12 protein-coding genes are annotated in these 17,415 nt (G+C 40.9%); 8 read left to right on the forward strand and 4 right to left on the reverse strand.

The features are described 5' to 3' along the window. Positions 1–27: 27 nt before the first annotated feature. Positions 28–2,040 (forward strand): polyphosphate kinase 1, encoded by a 2,013-nt coding sequence (gene ppk1 / locus R1T16_RS07085; RefSeq protein WP_317500402.1) that lies wholly within the window; start codon positions 28–30, stop codon positions 2,038–2,040. On the opposite strand, the gene R1T16_RS07090 is transcribed toward ppk1, so the two are convergent. The 3 genes from R1T16_RS07090 to R1T16_RS07100 form a co-directional block, all read right to left on the reverse strand. After that, complete coding sequence (locus R1T16_RS07090) at positions 2,037–2,783, reverse strand: transporter (RefSeq protein WP_317500403.1); 747 nt, start codon at positions 2,781–2,783, stop codon at positions 2,037–2,039. The two genes, ppk1 and R1T16_RS07090, sit on opposite strands and share 4 nt — an antisense overlap. A 73-nt stretch (positions 2,784–2,856) precedes the next feature. Beyond that, positions 2,857–3,438, reverse strand: coding sequence for a pseudouridine synthase (locus R1T16_RS07095; RefSeq protein WP_317500404.1), 582 nt, complete (start codon positions 3,436–3,438; stop codon positions 2,857–2,859). A gap of 204 nt (positions 3,439–3,642) precedes the next feature. Continuing rightward, on the reverse strand, positions 3,643–4,920 hold the full coding sequence (locus tag R1T16_RS07100) for an acetyl-CoA C-acetyltransferase (protein ID WP_317500405.1): 1,278 nt from the start codon (positions 4,918–4,920) through the stop codon (positions 3,643–3,645). A 93-nt stretch (positions 4,921–5,013) separates the two neighbouring features. On the opposite strand from R1T16_RS07100, the gene R1T16_RS07105 reads away from it, so the two are divergent. After that, complete coding sequence (locus R1T16_RS07105; RefSeq protein ID WP_317500406.1) at positions 5,014–5,394, forward strand: hypothetical protein; 381 nt, start codon at positions 5,014–5,016, stop codon at positions 5,392–5,394. A gap of 52 nt (positions 5,395–5,446) precedes the next feature. Here R1T16_RS07105 and R1T16_RS07110 read toward each other — a convergent pair whose 3' ends face one another. Further along, positions 5,447–6,130: a cell division ATP-binding protein FtsE gene (locus tag R1T16_RS07110; RefSeq protein WP_317500407.1), complete on the reverse strand. Its 684-nt coding sequence runs from the start codon at positions 6,128–6,130 to the stop codon at positions 5,447–5,449. Between the two features lie 278 nt (positions 6,131–6,408). On the opposite strand from R1T16_RS07110, the gene R1T16_RS07115 reads away from it, so the two are divergent. The 6 genes from R1T16_RS07115 (at position 6,409) to gyrB (ending at position 17,361) form a co-directional block, all read left to right on the forward strand. Next, a complete protein-coding gene (locus R1T16_RS07115) occupies positions 6,409–9,429 on the forward strand; it encodes a tetratricopeptide repeat protein (protein ID WP_317500408.1) in 3,021 nt (1,006 codons plus the stop codon). 12 nt (positions 9,430–9,441) lie between these two features. Beyond that, a complete protein-coding gene (locus tag R1T16_RS07120) occupies positions 9,442–11,211 on the forward strand; it encodes a TonB-dependent receptor (RefSeq protein ID WP_317500409.1) in 1,770 nt (589 codons plus the stop codon). 94 nt (positions 11,212–11,305) lie between these two features. Next, on the forward strand, positions 11,306–11,758 hold the full coding sequence (locus R1T16_RS07125) for a hypothetical protein (RefSeq protein ID WP_317500410.1): 453 nt from the start codon (positions 11,306–11,308) through the stop codon (positions 11,756–11,758). Between the two features lie 41 nt (positions 11,759–11,799). Next, positions 11,800–13,368: a hypothetical protein gene (locus R1T16_RS07130; RefSeq protein WP_317500411.1), complete on the forward strand. Its 1,569-nt coding sequence runs from the start codon at positions 11,800–11,802 to the stop codon at positions 13,366–13,368. A 204-nt stretch (positions 13,369–13,572) separates the two neighbouring features. Next, positions 13,573–15,189, forward strand: a complete 1,617-nt coding sequence (gene asnB, locus R1T16_RS07135; RefSeq protein ID WP_317500412.1) for an asparagine synthase B — start codon at positions 13,573–13,575, stop codon at positions 15,187–15,189. Between the two features lie 231 nt (positions 15,190–15,420). Next, positions 15,421–17,361 carry a DNA topoisomerase (ATP-hydrolyzing) subunit B gene (gene gyrB / locus R1T16_RS07140; protein ID WP_317500413.1) on the forward strand — a complete coding sequence of 647 codons (1,941 nt, stop codon included), beginning with the start codon at positions 15,421–15,423 and terminating at the stop codon, positions 17,359–17,361. Positions 17,362–17,415 lie beyond the last annotated feature (54 nt).

Genomic DNA, 17,415 nt, shown 5'->3' on the forward strand with positions numbered 1-17,415 from the left:
TTTGTAATTTTATGCTTATTTATAATTATGTCTCAACACAATACCTCTATACTACCTGCAACTGTCCATTATAACGACCGGGATATAAGCTGGCTCAGCTTTAATGAGCGAGTACTTTTAGAAGCTGCCGATAAAGGCGTTCCTCTTCTAGAAAAGATAAAGTTTCTTTCCATATATTCATCTAACCTGGATGAGTTTTACCGTGTTCGCGTTCCTGCGCTTATGGCCTTAAAGAAGCTTACCGGTAAAAAAGAAGAAAGGCACAAGAGCGGATACAAAAGAATATTGCACCAGATAAGCAGTACTGTGTTTAAGCAGCAGCAGATATTCGGTGATATTTTTAAAGGGGAGATATTGCCGGGACTTGCGTCCGAAAATATAGAGCTTGTTTATGACAGGCCAATTCCCGATGAGGTTAGCGCTGAAGCAGAGAATTACTTCTTTACCCGAATCCTTACCTATGTTAAATGCATGGGGCTTAATGAGGATACCGACTTTTTTACCGAGAATAACAAACTTTACTTCCTAGTGTCACTTTCTGATGATAATGGTCATGAATACCTGCATATCGTAAATATACCTTCAGAGGAGATGCCAAGGTTCTTCAGTACAAAAATTGATGCTAAACAGTACATTCTTTTTATAGACGATATTATCAAGGAGCATCTCGATGCCGTTTTTATGGGATATACCATAAATGGAGCATATAGCTTCAAGATAACCAGAGACGCTGCCATTGAGTTTGATGACGATTATGAAGAAGGACTGGCTGCCCAGATGGAAAAGAAGATCGCTAAGCGCGATTTTGGTATTGCTACCCGCTTTTTGTATGATGACAAGATGCCTGCCGAATACCTTGATGTACTTATCGGTATATTAAAGCTAAAGGGAGCAAATGTTATTATGGGCGGCTCCTATCATAATCTTAAAGACCTTGCCGAAATCCCTGTACATAAAGACAGCCTTGAATATAAAAAATGGCCTGCTATACCTTTTACATTCCAGGGCAAGTCGCTGCTGGATCATGTACAGCAACAGGATATAATGATACATACGCCTTATGAATCGTATGATACGGTGCTTCGCTTTTTTAATGAAGCTGCGATCCATCCTGAAGCTGAAGAGGTGTACGTTACCGTTTACAGGATGGCGCAGGACTCCCGAATAGCAAATGCTCTTATCAGCGCAGCCCGAAACGGCAAGAAAGTGACGGTAATAGTTGAGCTTAAAGCCCGTTTTGATGAGTCTAACAACATACGATGGTCTAAAAAGCTAAGCGATGCAGGGGTTACAATAATCCATAGTGTGCCCTCGCTTAAGATACATGCCAAGATTGCATTGGTTAAGTTTAGGAAAGGCTATAACGTTAAGGCTTTGGGACTGCTGGCAACGGGAAATCTAAACGAAACTACAGCACGTTTTTACACCGACCATATACTGCTTACTGCCCACGAAGGCATAATGACAGAACTCAAACAGGTGTTCAAGTTTCTTAGCCTGATGAAAAAGCCTGATGACGAAGATAAATATGACTACAAACACCTTCTTGTGGCACAATTTAACCTGCGGGATGGTTTTCTTGCGCTTATAGACAGGGAAATAGCTAATGCTGCCAAAGGACTGCCTGCACAGATAATTATCAAACTCAATAACCTCGAAGAGAAAGTACTTATCGATAAATTGTATGAAGCTTCAGCGGCGGGGGTAAAGATTGATCTTATAGTGCGTGGCATTTGCTGCTTGATACCCGGTATAGCAGGCTTGAGCGAAAATGTAACCGTAAAGCGTATTATTGACCGTTACCTGGAGCACGGACGAATCTTTGTTTTCCATAATATAGGAATCAAAGAAGTTTACTTAGGGTCTGCCGACTGGATGAACCGTAATATTTACCGCAGGGTAGAGGTGTGTTTCCCTATTTATGATGAGACGATAAAAAGCGAAATGCTAAAACTTATAGAGATACAGTTAGAAACCGAAGATCATAAACGGGCACAGCAAAAAATATATGAGCTTCTGTCTGATAAAAAAGAGGTTTAGATCCTGAAGGAAAACCCTATGCTTTCAAAGTACTGGTGGTGTTTATGCAGTGCGCTTATCTCGTAACCTGCCGAAATATCTACCTGTACATTTTTGGTTATTAAAAACATTAAACCGCCGTCAAACCATTCTTCAGGATGTTTTTGCTGGGGCATAAAACCATATATTTCAATATAGGCTTTAAGCTTATCGGTAATACTTATATTTGGGGATAAGGTATATTCATATGTAGGATCGGTAGATTCTCCATCCCATTTCATGCCTACATTATAACCCAGGTCAATATCATCGGTAATAGAATTCTGGAACAATAGCCTTAATTCGGGAGCGAGGTATTTCACCTGAAGCTGGCCTGATGCCACCTTTGGTAACAATACCTGAGTTATAAGCGACGTCATTGGTATAAAGCCTTTCTCTTCCCATAGTTTTACTTTAATGCCAGCGGTAATGGGGCTTAGCCCGGTAGATGTACTGTCGTGCGATTTGTTATAGATAAGATCGGTATCAACACGCAGTTCAACATTTTTGCTTACGCCAAATTTCCATAGTGAAGTAGGCAGGGCCAGTTCGCTCTCGCTCTTTGCATTCTGCTGGTGTACAAAACCATTCTCCATCTGGAAACGTTTTGCCGGAACGATGGAAGGTGTTTCCGTTTGGTCAGGCCTGTCGGTATCTATTTCATCCTGTGCAGACGCTGCCCAGAAAGAAGTGACAATAAGTACTATTGCGTAAAGGTTTTTCATGGCGGTAATTTTGATTAAAACTACCCTTTAAAAAATTAGATTTGATTAAAGTTATGCTAATTTTCGAGTTGTATTACACGTCAAATCCTTCTACTTGTTGAACTTCTCCCGGCTGTAAATTACCGAGTAATACATCACCTACACGTACCCTAACAAGGCGCAGGGTAGGAAACCCAACAGCAGCCGTCATCTTGCGCACCTGCCTGAATTTACCTTCAGTAACGGTAATGGAAACCCATGCGGTAGGACCGTGGCGCTCGTCACGAATTTTACGTCCGCGCTCGGGGAAATCAGGTTTATCAGTTACGATATAAGCTTCGCATTTTCGGGTAATGTATTTAGTGCCTTTAAAGCCTATTTCTACACCTTCTTTAAGCTTATCTACGGCTTCCTGTGTGATAAGGCCATCGACCTGTGCGTAATATTCTTTTTCAACTTTTTTACTGCGCACGATCTCACTCATCATGCCATCGGTAGTGAGTAGCAGCAAACCTTCAGAATCTTCGTCAAGACGGCCTATAGCCATTGTACCTTCGGGAAAGTCATGCAGTTCTCCCAAAAGCTTTTTGTTGCGTTTAAGGTTGTAGGTAAACTGGCTTAGGTAACCAAAAGGCTTGAATATAATAAAGTGATGGTGGTCAATAATCGTAGTCATGCCGCAAAAGTAATTCTTTATGCGATATTTTTTTTGTATTGCCGTAAAAGAGAAAGAGGCTGTTGTGAAAGCGTCATTTTGAACGAAACGAAGTGTAGTCAAAAAATATCAACTGATTTATTTTTAGAGATTTCTCTACTCCGCTTCGCTGCGATCGAAATGACAAAATGGCTATAAAATTACTTTTGAGACAGCCCTCTTCCTTTATTTTTCTAAGATGACGGTCATGCCTTGCCCTCCGGCAGCACATACCGATACGAAGCCGCGTCCGCTACCTTTTTCGTGGAGGAGCTTTGCCATAGTGGCGAGCACACGTCCGCCGGTAGCGGCAAATGGATGACCTGTGGCCAGGCTGGAGCCGTTTACATTAAGTTTGGCAGGGTCAATTTTTCCTAAAGCTTCAACGCCAAATTCTTTAGACAGTTCAGGGCTTTCCCATATTTTTAATATAGCCAGTACCTGTGCTGCAAAAGCCTCGTGTATTTCATAAAAGTCAAAATCCTGAAGTGTAAGCCCGGCTTTCTCCAGCATTTTAGGAGCCGCATAAACAGGGGCAAGCAACAGGTTTTGTTTGTTTTTTACATATTCAATAGCACCCATTTCTGCATGCGATATATAGGCAAGTATGGGCAGGTTGTTTTGCAACGCCCATTCTTCGCTGGCAATCAGCAGGCACGAAGCGCCATCGGTAAGGGGAGAGGAGTTTCCGGCTGTAAGCGAGCCATTTTCCTTATCAAAAGCGGGTTTAAGCTTAGCAAGCTTTTCTATAGAAGTATCACGCCTCATGTTGTTATCCTGTTCCAGACCAAGGTAAGGCGACAGCATATCGTTAAAGAATCCCCTGTCGGTTGCGGCAGCCATTTTCTGGTGGCTGTGCAGTGCATAGTTGTCCTGTTCTTCGCGTGATATCTTATAATATTTGGCAGTATATTCGGTATGTCCGCCCATAGATAATCCTGTTCCCGGTTCAAGGTTTTCAGGAGCAACAGGAGCAAAGTCACTGAACCTGATCTTTGCCAGTTGTTTTATCTTATCAAAAGTGCCTTTGCTTCGGCGAACAGATAACAATATCTTCCTGATATGCTCATTAAACTCTAGCGGAACATTACTTGTAGAGTCTACACCGCCTGCAATACCGCAGTCTATCTGGCCCAAGGCAATCTTGTTGGCAATATAAACAGCCGATTCTATTCCTGTATTACACGCCTGCTGGATATCGCAAGCCGGGGTTTTAGGGTCGAGGGATGTTTGGAGTACGCATTCGCGCATAAGGTTTATCTCCCAGCTGTGTTTTATAACAGCTCCGCCTGCCACTTCCCCCAGTTCTTTTCCCTGGAGGTTATAGCGGTCTATGAGTCCGTTAAGGGCTGCAGTCATCATATCGCGGTTATTGGCGGTAGTATAAGCGGTATTGTTTCGGGCAAAGGGAATACGGTTGTACCCCACGATGGCTGCCCTGCGTAAGGGTTTATTTGTTGGCATGGTTGAATTTTTAGTAAGTACCAAGTTACAAAATAATGCCATAGTTTTTGTTTGCCGGCTGAAGTAATATAATGTAATGGTAATAGTAAAGTAATGCGCATTACGCTTAATGTGGCAAGATTTGCACAACCAAAAACACACACGATGGGATTATTTGACAAACAGGAAAAAAAACTGCGTAAGGAGTTCAATAAAAAGAATACGGCTTACTGCCGTGAAGGGGTAAAGGATATTGAAGAGCTGCACGATGAGTTAAAAGCAGCTTACGAAAACCTTGAAAATGTAAACGAAGAATTTGCCACTTTCAGGGAAAAAATTGAGCAAAAGCTTAGCGAAGAAGAAAAAGGCAAAATGGACTATTTTTCTAAGAAATTCAGAAAGATTGACAAGGTTGCCCGCGATGCTGTAAGGGATATGAAAGACCTGTTGAGAAACCAAAAGAAAAGACTGAGGGAAGCTATGAATGATGAATAGCAACCGGGTTTAAATTAAAAGAGCTGCCATTTGGCAGCTCTTTTAATGATATCTAGACCGTTCTTTGAACAACTTCAAATAAGGTACCGTTTTCGCATTTTAATGTTTTGCTGGGGAATTTCATTAACAGGGCATAATCGTGTGTTGCCATTATTATTGTTTTCCCGTTTTGGTTTATTTCACGCAGCAGCTGCATAACTTCTACACTGGTTTGCGGATCAAGATTACCGGTAGGTTCATCGGCAAGAATAACCTCAGGATCGTTAAGCAGGGCACGTGCAACGGCAATCCTTTGCTGTTCTCCGCCTGATACCTGGTGCGGCATTTTATTGGCGGCATTTTTAAGGCCTACTTTATCAAGTACCTCCTTGATCTTAACATCCATCTCCCTGTTTTCGCTCCAGCCTGTAGCTTTAAGTACAAACAAAAGGTTGTCGTATACACTTCTGTCCGGCAGCAGTTTAAAGTCCTGAAAAACAATTCCTATTTTTCTTCTCAGGTAAGGTATATCTCTCTCCCTTAAAGTCTTAAGGTCATAGTCAACAAATGTGCCTTCACCTTCCCTGAGTTTAAGGTCGGCATATAGGGTTTTCATCAGTGAACTCTTACCTGATCCTGTTTTACCAATGATGTAAATAAATTCGCCATGATTAACATCAAGGGTAATATTAGATAAAACGGCATTACTGTCCTGGTAAATGGTAACATCTTGTAATGATAATACAGGCTGAGACATAAGTTTTAGGGTGTTTGTTTTGGTAAAAGTAATAAGATAACGGCGGTATTCAAAATTTTATTTTTGCGCAGGGTGTGGTGTTTGTTGTTTTTGGTGTATTGTTAACGCAAAGGGTTAAAGTTGGGTTAAAGTTTTAAGGCAATGCTGCCTGAAATCAGGTGATTTACAGTATTACACTGCAATACAGCAGGAAGGAGGGCTATACTAAAACCAAAATAACATCCGTTAAAATATAATAAGAATTGATATATTTGGCTTACCTAAAAAACAAATAAGACATGCGCAGACTAAACAGGCTACTCCTATTTTCTGTACCCCTTTGGGGTTTAAGCCTTTCGGCACAACAATCCAGTATTTACACGCACGAGCTTAAAGATTTTGACAAGGCTGTATTGCTTTATAACGACAAGCAGTACCAGGCAGCACAGATACTTTTTGAAAAAACTAGAGGCAGCAACCAGGAAATGGAGGTTCAGGCTGACTGTGCTTACTATATTGCAAACTGTGCAATACGACTGGACCAGATGAATGCCGATATGCTCATGGAGAATTTTGTTGAAGACTATCCGACAAGCACAAAGCAGAACCAGGCCTATGTTGAGGTTGCCGGTTATTACTTCGGACAGGGTAAATACCCTCAGGCGTTGCAATGGTATGATAAGGTTGACGAAAGCAATATGAGTGCTGCCGACAGGGAGCGTTATAACTTCCAGAAGGGATACAGCTATTTTAATGCAGGCGATAAAAAACAGGCCGAGAAATATTTTAACAAGATCATTAATTCTAAGGAGTACGGATCTCAGGCAAAATATTACCTGGGTTTTATGTCGTATGAAAGTGATGACTATAAAAAAGCAAACCAGCTTTTTGACCAGGTTGAAGATAAGGACAGGTACAGGGAAAAAATGTCGTACTTTCAGGCAGACATGAACTTTAAACTGGGTAATTTCCAAAAGGCTATTGACCTTGGTGTGCCTCAGCTTGCAAAATCTGATGCTAATGAAAAGTCTGAGCTTAACAAGATAATCGGAGAAAGTTATTTTAACCTTGGCAAGTATGACAAGGCTATCCCTTATCTTAAAGAATACAGGGGTAAAAAAGGGAAGTGGAATAACACTGATTTTTACCAGTTAGGATATGCATACTACAAACAAGGGGATTTTGAAAACGCTATTGCTGAGTTCAATAAAATCATTGGCGGACAGGACAGCGTAGCGCAAAATGCATACTATCATTTGGGCGAGAGCTACCTGAAAACAGGTAAAAAACAACAGGCGCTGAATGCATTCAAAAATGCATCGGAAATGGAATTTGATGCTAAAATTCAGGAAGATGCCTACCTTAATTATGCAAAGCTGAGCTACGAGATAGGTAACCCTTACCAGAGTGTGCCGGAAGTATTACAAGCCTACCTGCAAAAATATCCCGATACGCAATTCAAGCAGGAAGTACAAACGCTGCTTATCAACTCGTATATAACGTCTAAAAACTATAAAGAGGCGCTTGCCTTATTAGAAAAAGATAAATCGCCGGCTAACAGGCCGGCTTACCAAAAAGTTACGTTCTACAGGGGACTTGAGCTTTATACAGATGGTAATTATCAGGAAGCAATGACGATGTTTAAGAAATCTATTGCAGAGCCACGCGATGCCAAGATCACAGCACGTGCTACCTACTGGAAGGCAGAAACAGAATATGTACTTGACGGCTTTAGTGAAGCTTTGTTGAGTTATAAACAGTTTGGAGGATCTGCAGAAGCCAGGAATACACCGGAGTTTAAAAATTATAATTATAACCTTGCCTATACATATTTCAAGCTTAAAGAATATGAAAATGCGGCTAAGTATTTCCAGGAGTATGTGTCTTCGGCTGCTGCAAAAGGAGATGCGGTGCGCCTTAATGATGCGTACCTGCGTTTAGGTGACAGTAATTTTGTTACTGCAAAATACTGGCCTGCAATGGAAGCCTACAACAAAGCTATAGACATGAAAGGCATTGACGCTGATTATGCTTTCTTCCAAAAAGGTATCAGCTATGGTTTTGTGGCAAGAAACGAGAAGAAGATAGAAGACCTGACTAAATTTGTTTCTACATATCCTAAATCTAAATATGCCGATGATGCCTTGTATGAAATTGGTAACACCTATGTAGCTGAAAAGCAAACTCAGAAAGCGATTGCTGCCTATGACAGGCTTATAACCGAATACAAAGGAAGCTCGTATACATCAAAGGCGATTATGCGCCAGGCACTGATATACTACAACTCAGAAAATGACGAACAGGCATTGGCTAAATTCAAAAAAGTGGTGGCAGAATTCCCAAATACGCCCGAGGCTGTTGAGGCTGTGGCTACAGCACGACTTATTTATGTAGACAGCGGCCGTACAGACGAATATGCATCGTGGGTTAAAACACTTGACTTCGTTGATGTAAGTGATGCTGATCTTGATAATACTGCATTTGAGGCTGCCGAAAAGCAATACCTGCAAAACAATACAAAACAGGCTATATCGTCGCTTAGCAGCTATGTAAGCAAATTCCCAAATGGAATATCGTCGCTTAAGGCAAACTTCTACCTGGCACAATCCTATTATGCAGAAGGGCTGGAAAGCAATGCGGTTCCCAACTATGAATTTGTTATCAGCAAATCAAGGAATGAATATACAGAGCAGGCGCTGGCAAGGTTGTCGCAGATACATCTTAAGAAAAACGATTATGCTAAAGCAATCCCTGTACTGAAGCGCCTTGAGGCAGAAGCTGATTTCCCGCAAAACGTAACATTTGCACAGTCTAACCTTATGAAGTGCTACTATGATCAGCAGGATTATGCTAATGCAGTAATATATGCTGATAAAGTTTTGGCTAACAGTAAAACAGAGGACAGGGTTAAGAGTGATGCACAGATCATTGTGGCGCGTTCTGCCATCAAGTCTAATAACGAGCCAAAAGCTAAGGAAGCCTACGCTAAACTTCTTACAATGGCAAAAGGTGAGCTTGCTGCAGAGGCACTTTACTATGATGCTTATTTTAAAAATAAAGATGGAAAATATGATGCTTCTAACACTGCGGTGCAAAAGCTTTCTAAAGATTATTCGGGTTACAAATATTTTGGAGCCAAAGGCCTTGTTGTAATGGCTAAAAACTTCTACGGGCTTAAAGACAGCTTCCAGGCTACATATATCCTGGAAAGTGTTATCAAGAACTTTACAGCCTATGCCGATGTTGTTGAAGAAGCTAAAAATGAGCTTGACACCATTAAAGGCGAAGAAGCAAAACGTAATTCATCTATCCAAAATTAATTTAGAGAAGCCATGAAGATCAAATTTCAATATATAGCCATAGCAGCAGCATTTGTCTCGGCAACCGGGGCTTACGCGCAAAAGAAGGACGAAAACATAGGTACGGAAGTTGTAAATGTGGTAAAACCATATACGCCGACAGTATCTGACGCTTTCAAGGTAAAAGAAACTCCTGTTATTGAAGATGAGGATAATACGCAAAAAGAGAAGATAGAATACAACATATTTTCTTTTCCGGTAGCGTCTACATTTACACCGTCTAAAGGTAAGGCGGCAGGGGTAGACAAGCCAAAGCGCGAGACCCTTTATAATAATTATGCTACACTTGGCATAGGTAACTATGGAACTATAAACGCTGAGCTTTTTGTTACCGAGAGCCTTAACCGTAATGAGTATGTAGGCGGTGTGCTTAGGCATATCTCATCTCAGGGTGGTATAGAAGGCGTAAAGCTTGATGATAAATATTACAACACGTCTATTGATCTTACCTATGGTAATCGCCAAAAGACATTTAGCTGGAATACTGACCTAGGTTTCCAAAATCAGGTATATAACTGGTACGGGCTTCCGCTGGAGTATCAGGATGTCCCTTTTGACCAGGGGGCGTTACTGGCAATAGACCCAAAGCAAACGTATAATTCGTTTTATATAGGCGGTAAAATAGCCGCCGAAGACAGTTTCTTTAGAGATGCATCGGTGCAATACAAACGCTTTTGGGATGCATACGGATCTGCTGAGAACCGATTTTTTGTAAAACCCTCGTTAGATATCGATGTGATGGATGAAAGGGTAAAAGTTGATTTTATTGCAGATTATGTAGGCGGAACACTGGCAGATGACGCTGAGTTCCCTATAGACTATACCAACTTTAATGTAGGTATCCAGCCGAGTATCGTATATCAAAAAGACGACCTTTCCGTGCAGTTGGGTGCAGGCATTTTTTACAGTATGGGCAAGATAAACGGCGAGAGCGATAACAATTTTCATATCTACCCGCAGGTTAAGGCATCGTATAAAGTAGTGGGCGACCTTATGGTGGCTTACGCTGGTGCCGAAGGTACATTGCAGCAAAATTCATATGCTGATTTTGCAAGCCAAAATCCGTTCATATCGCCTATGCAGGTTATCACACCTACAGACCAGCAATATGATGTGTATGTTGGGCTTAAAGGTAAGCTCGCTAACGCAGTGGCTTATAACATTCGTGGGTCGTACATGAGTGAAGATAACAAAGCAATGTTCCTTAATTTTAATCCGGGAGTATTACCGGGTCCGGGAGCTGACCTTTTTGGATTCCAGTACGGAAACTCATTCAGCGTAGTGTATGATAAAGTGAAAACGGTAAGCTTTTTTGGAGAGCTTAAAGCTGACTTCTCTAAAAGTGTAACCTTTGGAATCAACGGTACATACAACAGCTATTCTGTAGACAGGCAGGCTGAAGCATGGAACCTTCCACAAATAAAAGTGGGTGCAACCCTTGACGTAGATATCAATACAAAATGGTATGCAGGTCTTAACCTGTTCTTTGTAGGCGACAGAAAAGACCTTGTACTGCCTAACAATACTTTTGTAGATACATCTGCTGCGGTTTATGATACAGAGGTGGTAACTCTTAAAAACTATTTTGACCTTAATGCCCATGTGGGCTATAAGTACAGTGAACGCCTTACAGGTTTCCTTAAGCTGAACAACATAGCAAACCAGGACTACCAGCGTTGGGTAAACTACCAAGTGCAGGGATTCCAGTTCCTTATAGGTGCTTCATATAAGTTTAATTTTTAAGAAAATTAAATAATTTAAAAACTCAGTATAGATTCTCTTTTCGGTAAAATCGTCGGAAAGAGAATTTTTTAATTTCAATCCTTTTTATCTTTCAATGGAAACATTAAAACATAAAGTACTTAATTACTATAAACAGCAGACAGACGACAGGATAGATGCCTTTCGCGACATGATTGCTGAACTTACAGAAGATGCTGCTAACGATGCAAAAGGATCGGCAGGGGATAAGCACGAAACAGCATTGTCTATGATGCATCTTGAGCAGGAAAAACTAAATAATAAGCTGGGTGAATTTATTATCCAGAAAGGTATACTTGAAAAGATTAACCCCGAGGCAAAAACAACAAAGGTTGCCGTAGGCACCCTTGTAAAAGCTAACGCTATGCACCTCTTTGTAAGTGCGGCATTGCCCAAGATCGTTATAGACGGGATTACCGTTATTGCGCTTTCGCCACAGTCACCCTTAGGTACTAAATTGATGGGAATGGAAAAAGGTGGTGAATTTGATATAAGCGGGACAAAATATTTGATTGAAGAAATCGTTTAAATTGTAAAGAAGGTATTGTTAAACTTTTAAATTTTTAGTTTATGAAAACCCTGTCCTTACTATTTATCTTATCATTCTCATTCGGATGGTCTCAATCTGGAGAGTTTGTTCCATCTCAAAACGGACTTATCTATTCTGATACTGCCGTAAACCAGCTAAAGCATATTGTAGATTCCCTGAACCTTAAATTCAGGACCTGCGATAATAAGCCTTACTACACAAAATTACAGGGAAAAGGGACTTATTTTTCTATAGAAGGTCCTAATGCCAGAAAGGCAAAAATGGAAATTGAATCTGGGATTAGCCCTAAAAAACTCAAAAAAAAGTATCCGGAAGCACAGCTTGACCCTGATTTGCTTGTTGTTAAGCATCGCTATAAAGATTATGCAGATAAAGACATTGTCGTGCTTGAGAATGTAGGCCTTAACGACAAAGAATATGAATTAAGTTTGCAAGTCTCGAAACATAAGGAGATGGGAGCTAAAAATAAAGGCTGGGTATTTATGTACCGGGAAAAATCAGAGTATAGCAATGAATCTCTTGAAGCTTTTTATCTTGACGGACTTAAATCTGTAAAGCTTAAGGAAAATTACTCACGATTAGTTCAGTATTCTGATTGTCTTATAGATACTACAGCCACAGTATATTTAGCGGGAGCCGCCAAATCAGGAGTGCGCTATTCTTATACCGAAGGTAAAATTCGCGAAATGCTCAATTACATCGATAAAAAGCTGGATAAACCGATTTTTATCAGAGAAAATTCTACAATTACAGCGGTAGATACATCTGCAGTACTCGTTTTAGCAGATACCACAGCAGTTGATACTACCGCCTACGTTGTTGACAATCTTGACCATAAAAAATACAGGGAATTTTCGGAAAGACTTGAAGAATGGGAAAAGGTTCGTCTCAAAAGAGTAGACCTCCTAATGAAAACCGACAAGGAGTTGCAGGATTTATTTGTTGCTGCATTACGGTATGCAAAGGAAGGAAAAGAGGTAACAGACGATGAATTTGAGGAATATGTGGCACGTTATATATCGAGGGATACAGCGCTGGAATTAAAACGAAATCGCAGGGTTATAGGCGGTTGCAGCATGGATAGCAGCCCGCGCATTCACGCAATGAACATAGCTGAACTCGCAGCAGAAACTGCGAAATGGGAAATATTCTTAAGATCGCACCTTGATATAATGAATGACAGGTTTGACAGGGTAAGCGATGCCAGTTATGCTTACGAAGGTAGAAAAACATATATCAAAGAATTGGAGGTTTTAGATATAAACGTAAACGATTTACTTCTTGGCATAAGTTTAAGAGTTGGAAATCCTTCGGAAAACCATTATTTTGGAAGCATTGGGCGTATCGGCAGATCGCTTTCTGAAGCTCAGGATAAAGAAAATATTGAAAAAGTTATACTCAACATGATCGCCGACAAAAATCTGGATGATTATAATAGAGTTTTGATGTATTGGTTATTTGAGAATTACAACCGCAATCTTGATAATAAAAATGTAGTAACCGCAAATAATATACGGCTAAAACAGGCAATCTCCTATATGCCCGATTATCTTTCTAAAAAAGCAGGTATAGAAAAAAGCCATCGTTAGCGATGGTTTTTTTATGATTTGTAATCTATTGCTAAAGAAATTACCTACTAATCTTATAGATTTATATAATTAAATGTTTAAATGTTTCAATTTGTAAGCGTTATTGTGTTTTGTGTTTTATAATTTAAACTATAACTTCAAATTTGTCTTGTTGGGAATAACTAAAAAAGTTGTTTTTGGCATAAAATTATAAAACAACAGTGTATGTGTGGAATTTTAGCAATTATTGGTAAGGGGAAAGACGAGGCATTAGTACAGCAGCTATCTAAAAGGATGTCGCACCGCGGCCCCGATGAAAGCGATTTATTTGTGACCGAAAAAGGGCACATACTAAGCCATGAGCGTTTATCTATTATCGATCTTACAACAGGCAGGCAGCCTATCCAGGGGAGTTCTAAAGCATGGATGGTGCATAATGGTGAAATTTACAATCACCAAAACCTGCGTGATACTGTATTAAGCCGCCACGCATTCAGGACAACGTCAGATTCTGAAGTTATTGTACACCTTTACGAGGAATTTGGATACGAATTCTGCGATATGCTTGACGGTATTTTTGCTTTTGTGGTGATAAATGGCGACGATTACATTGCAGGCCGCGATCCGCTGGGTGTAAAACCATTATATTATGGGCTTGATGAAAGGGGGAGGATGTATTTTTCTTCTGAAATGAAAGCGATAACCGATCAGTGCAGGAGTTTTTCCACGTTTCCACCGGGACATTATTATACTCCAAAAACGGGCTTTGTAAAGTACTACAGGCCGCAATGGGAAGATGCTTCTAAAGCTGTTGAGGTTATAGATTATGAGGCGATAAGACAAACCCTTACCCAGGCAGTTGAAAAAAGGCTTATGAGCGATGTGCCTGTTGGCGTACTGCTTTCCGGCGGACTTGATTCGTCGCTTACTTCATCTATCGCCGCGCGGCTGCTAAAAGAATCAGGTCAAAAGCTGCATTCGTTTTCAATAGGCCTTACAGCAGATGCACCTGATGCCGCCGCTGCACGTAAAGTGGCTGAATTTTTAGGCACAGACCATCACGAGATTCATTTTACGATAGAGCAGGGTATAGCAATACTTGATAAACTGGTGTGGCATCTCGAAACCTACGATGTAACATCAATAAGAGCAAGTACGCCAATGTATTTTCTGAGCAAGGCAATTACCGATATGGGAGTTAAAGTTGTGCTTTCGGGCGAAGGTGCCGATGAGATCTTTGGCGGCTACCTGTATTTTAGGAACGCGCCTTCTGCAACAGAATTCCAAAAGGAAACCATAGAAAGGGTTCAAAAGTTGTTTACAGCCGATTTGCTGCGTGCCGATAAAAGTACCATGGCACACGGCCTGGAAGCCCGCGTACCATTTTTAGATAAAAAATTCCTTGAACTGGCCATCAGGATCAAACCTGAGGAAAAGCAGCCCAAAACATACAATGGCGTAGAAAAATATATACTTAGAAAAGCCTTTGATACTCCTGAAAATCCTTATCTGCCAAGTGAAGTGTTATGGAGGCAGAAAGAACAATTTAGTGACGGTGTAGGCTATGACTGGATAGATACATTAATAGAATATTGTGCTTCGCAGGTAACCGATGAACAGCTGGAAAGTGCTCAGGAGCGTTTTCCGTACAACACGCCGGCCACAAAAGAAGCCTACTTTTACAGGTCGCTTTTTCATAAACATTTCCCGCAGGTCAGTGCCGCGCAGACGGTGCGTAAATGGATACCGAAGTGGCAGGAGAATACCGACCCTAGCGGAAGGGCAAATGCAGCTCACGTTCAGGCAGATACCTGTATAGCCCAAAGTAAGTTAGAAGTTTAATTTCGGATTATATTTTGAAATTTAGTTTGTTTGTTTGTAGAAGAAAAATGCTCCTTTAGGAGCATTTTTTTTGAACTGATTTTAACACTATAACAGTGATACTGCAAGGTCTGGCAGGTTTTGATAAGTTGTTGATAACTTAGGTGCCAAAAATGGTGTTTTAATAGCTTTATCCCTTGTGTTTTCATATATTTGTTCGTTAAACTTAAATTTTCGTTAACAAACAGTTTTATGAGTGAAGAAATAAAGAAAAACAATTATTCGGCAGATAGTATTCAGGCCCTTGAGGGGATGGAGCACGTAAGGATGCGTCCTTCCATGTATATCGGAGATGTGGGTACGAGAGGTTTGCACCACCTTGTATATGAGGTAGTAGATAACTCGATTGATGAAGCTCTTGCCGGTCATTGTGATACTATTTTTGTTGCTATTAATGAAGATAATTCCGTTACTGTTGAGGATAACGGTCGTGGTATCCCGGTAGACTTACATAAGAAAGAAGGCGTTTCTGCCCTTGAGGTAGTAATGACTAAAATTGGTGCCGGTGGTAAGTTTGATAAAGATTCATACAAAGTATCAGGAGGTCTTCATGGTGTAGGCGTGTCGTGTGTTAACGCGCTGTCTGACCATCTTAGGGCTACTGTTTACAGAGATGGTAAAATATATGAGCAGGAGTATGAAAGGGGTAAAGCAGTTTATCCGGTAAAACAAATAGGTGAAACAGAGAAGAGGGGTACTATGGTAACCTTTAAGCCTGATAGCACAATATTTACCCAGACCACTGAGTATTCTTATGACACCCTTGCTGCACGTATGCGTGAGCTGTCTTTCCTTAACAAAGGAATAAGTATTACGCTTGTTGACAAAAGGGAGAAAGATGATAAAGGGGAATTTCTTGCTGAAACATTTCATTCTCAGGAAGGTCTTAAGGAATTTGTTAAGTTTCTTGATGGTAACCGTGAGCCTATTATTGCTCATGTAATCAGCATGGAGACAGATAAGGGGGAAATACCTGTAGAGGTTGCCCTTATTTACAATACAAGCTATTCAGAGAATATTTTCTCTTATGTAAATAATATCAATACGCATGAGGGTGGTACACACCTTTCGGGTTTCCGAAGAGGTCTTACTAATACGCTTAAAAAGTATGCTGATAACTCAGGGCTTCTTGAGAAACTTAAATTTGAGATATCGGGCGATGACTTCCGTGAGGGGTTAACAGCTATTATCTCTGTTAAAGTTGCTGAGCCGCAGTTTGAAGGGCAGACTAAAACCAAGCTGGGTAACCGTGAGGTTGTAGCTCCTGTAAGCCAGGCTGTGAGTGAGATGCTTGAAAATTACCTTGAAGAGAATCCTAACGATGCGCGTATTATCGTGCAGAAGGTTATCCTTGCAGCGCAGGCTCGCCATGCGGCTAAAAAAGCCCGTGAAATGGTGCAGCGTAAAACTGTAATGGGTGGCGGTGGACTTCCGGGTAAACTTTCTGACTGCTCTGAGCAGGATCCTGCAAAATGCGAAGTGTTTCTTGTAGAGGGTGACTCTGCAGGTGGTACTGCAAAACAGGGGCGTGACAGGGCTTTTCAGGCGATCCTTCCGTTAAGGGGTAAGATTCTTAACGTTGAGAAAGCAATGCATCACAAAGTATTTGAGAACGAAGAGATACGAAACATATTTACAGCATTGGGTGTAACTATTGGTACCCCTGAAGACAGTAAAGCGCTTAACCTCGAAAAGCTTCGTTACCATAAGGTAGTTATTATGTGTGATGCCGACGTTGACGGTTCTCACATTGCTACCCTTATCCTTACATTCTTCTTCCGTTTCATGAAGGAACTTATAGAAAACGGACACGTATATATTGCGACTCCACCATTATACATGGTTAAAAAAGGTAACAAGAAAGAATATGCATGGAATGATGTTCAGCGTGACCAGGCTACCGAAAGGTTGGGGGCAGGTTCTGCAATACAGCGTTACAAAGGTCTTGGAGAGATGAATGCAGAGCAGCTTTGGGAAACAACGCTGGATCCTGAGTTCCGTACGCTTCGCCAGGTAAGTATTGATAGCCTTGCTGAAGCAGACAGGGTTTTCTCTATGCTCATGGGGGATGAAGTACCGCCAAGAAGGGAATTTATTGAAAAGAATGCTGTCTATGCTAAGATTGATGCATAATAAGCCTTTTTATACAAACAAACATAATGCTGAGGCATCCGGAAACGGATGCCT

This window comes from Flavobacterium sp. DG1-102-2, from assembly GCF_033042555.1.
In the GTDB taxonomy this organism is placed as follows: domain Bacteria; phylum Bacteroidota; class Bacteroidia; order Flavobacteriales; family Flavobacteriaceae; genus Flavobacterium.

Bases quoted from the DNA above. Each gene is read 5' to 3' on its own strand.
- R1T16_RS07125 (WP_317500410.1), top strand. From the start codon at position 11,306: ATGGAAACATTAAAACATAAAGTACTTAATTACTATAAACAGCAGACA.
- R1T16_RS07120 (WP_317500409.1), top strand. From the start codon at position 9,442: ATGAAGATCAAATTTCAATATATAGCCATAGCAGCAGCATTTGTCTCG.
- R1T16_RS07095 (WP_317500404.1), bottom strand. From the start codon at position 3,438: ATGACTACGATTATTGACCACCATCACTTTATTATATTCAAGCCTTTT.
- R1T16_RS07115 (WP_317500408.1), top strand. From the start codon at position 6,409: ATGCGCAGACTAAACAGGCTACTCCTATTTTCTGTACCCCTTTGGGGT.
- R1T16_RS07100 (WP_317500405.1), bottom strand. From the start codon at position 4,920: ATGCCAACAAATAAACCCTTACGCAGGGCAGCCATCGTGGGGTACAAC.
- R1T16_RS07090 (WP_317500403.1), bottom strand. From the start codon at position 2,783: ATGAAAAACCTTTACGCAATAGTACTTATTGTCACTTCTTTCTGGGCA.
- ppk1 (WP_317500402.1), top strand. From the start codon at position 28: ATGTCTCAACACAATACCTCTATACTACCTGCAACTGTCCATTATAAC.
- R1T16_RS07130 (WP_317500411.1), top strand. From the start codon at position 11,800: ATGAAAACCCTGTCCTTACTATTTATCTTATCATTCTCATTCGGATGG.
- R1T16_RS07105 (WP_317500406.1), top strand. From the start codon at position 5,014: ATGCGCATTACGCTTAATGTGGCAAGATTTGCACAACCAAAAACACAC.
- R1T16_RS07110 (WP_317500407.1), bottom strand. From the start codon at position 6,130: ATGTCTCAGCCTGTATTATCATTACAAGATGTTACCATTTACCAGGAC.
- gyrB (WP_317500413.1), top strand. From the start codon at position 15,421: ATGAGTGAAGAAATAAAGAAAAACAATTATTCGGCAGATAGTATTCAG.
- asnB (WP_317500412.1), top strand. From the start codon at position 13,573: ATGTGTGGAATTTTAGCAATTATTGGTAAGGGGAAAGACGAGGCATTA.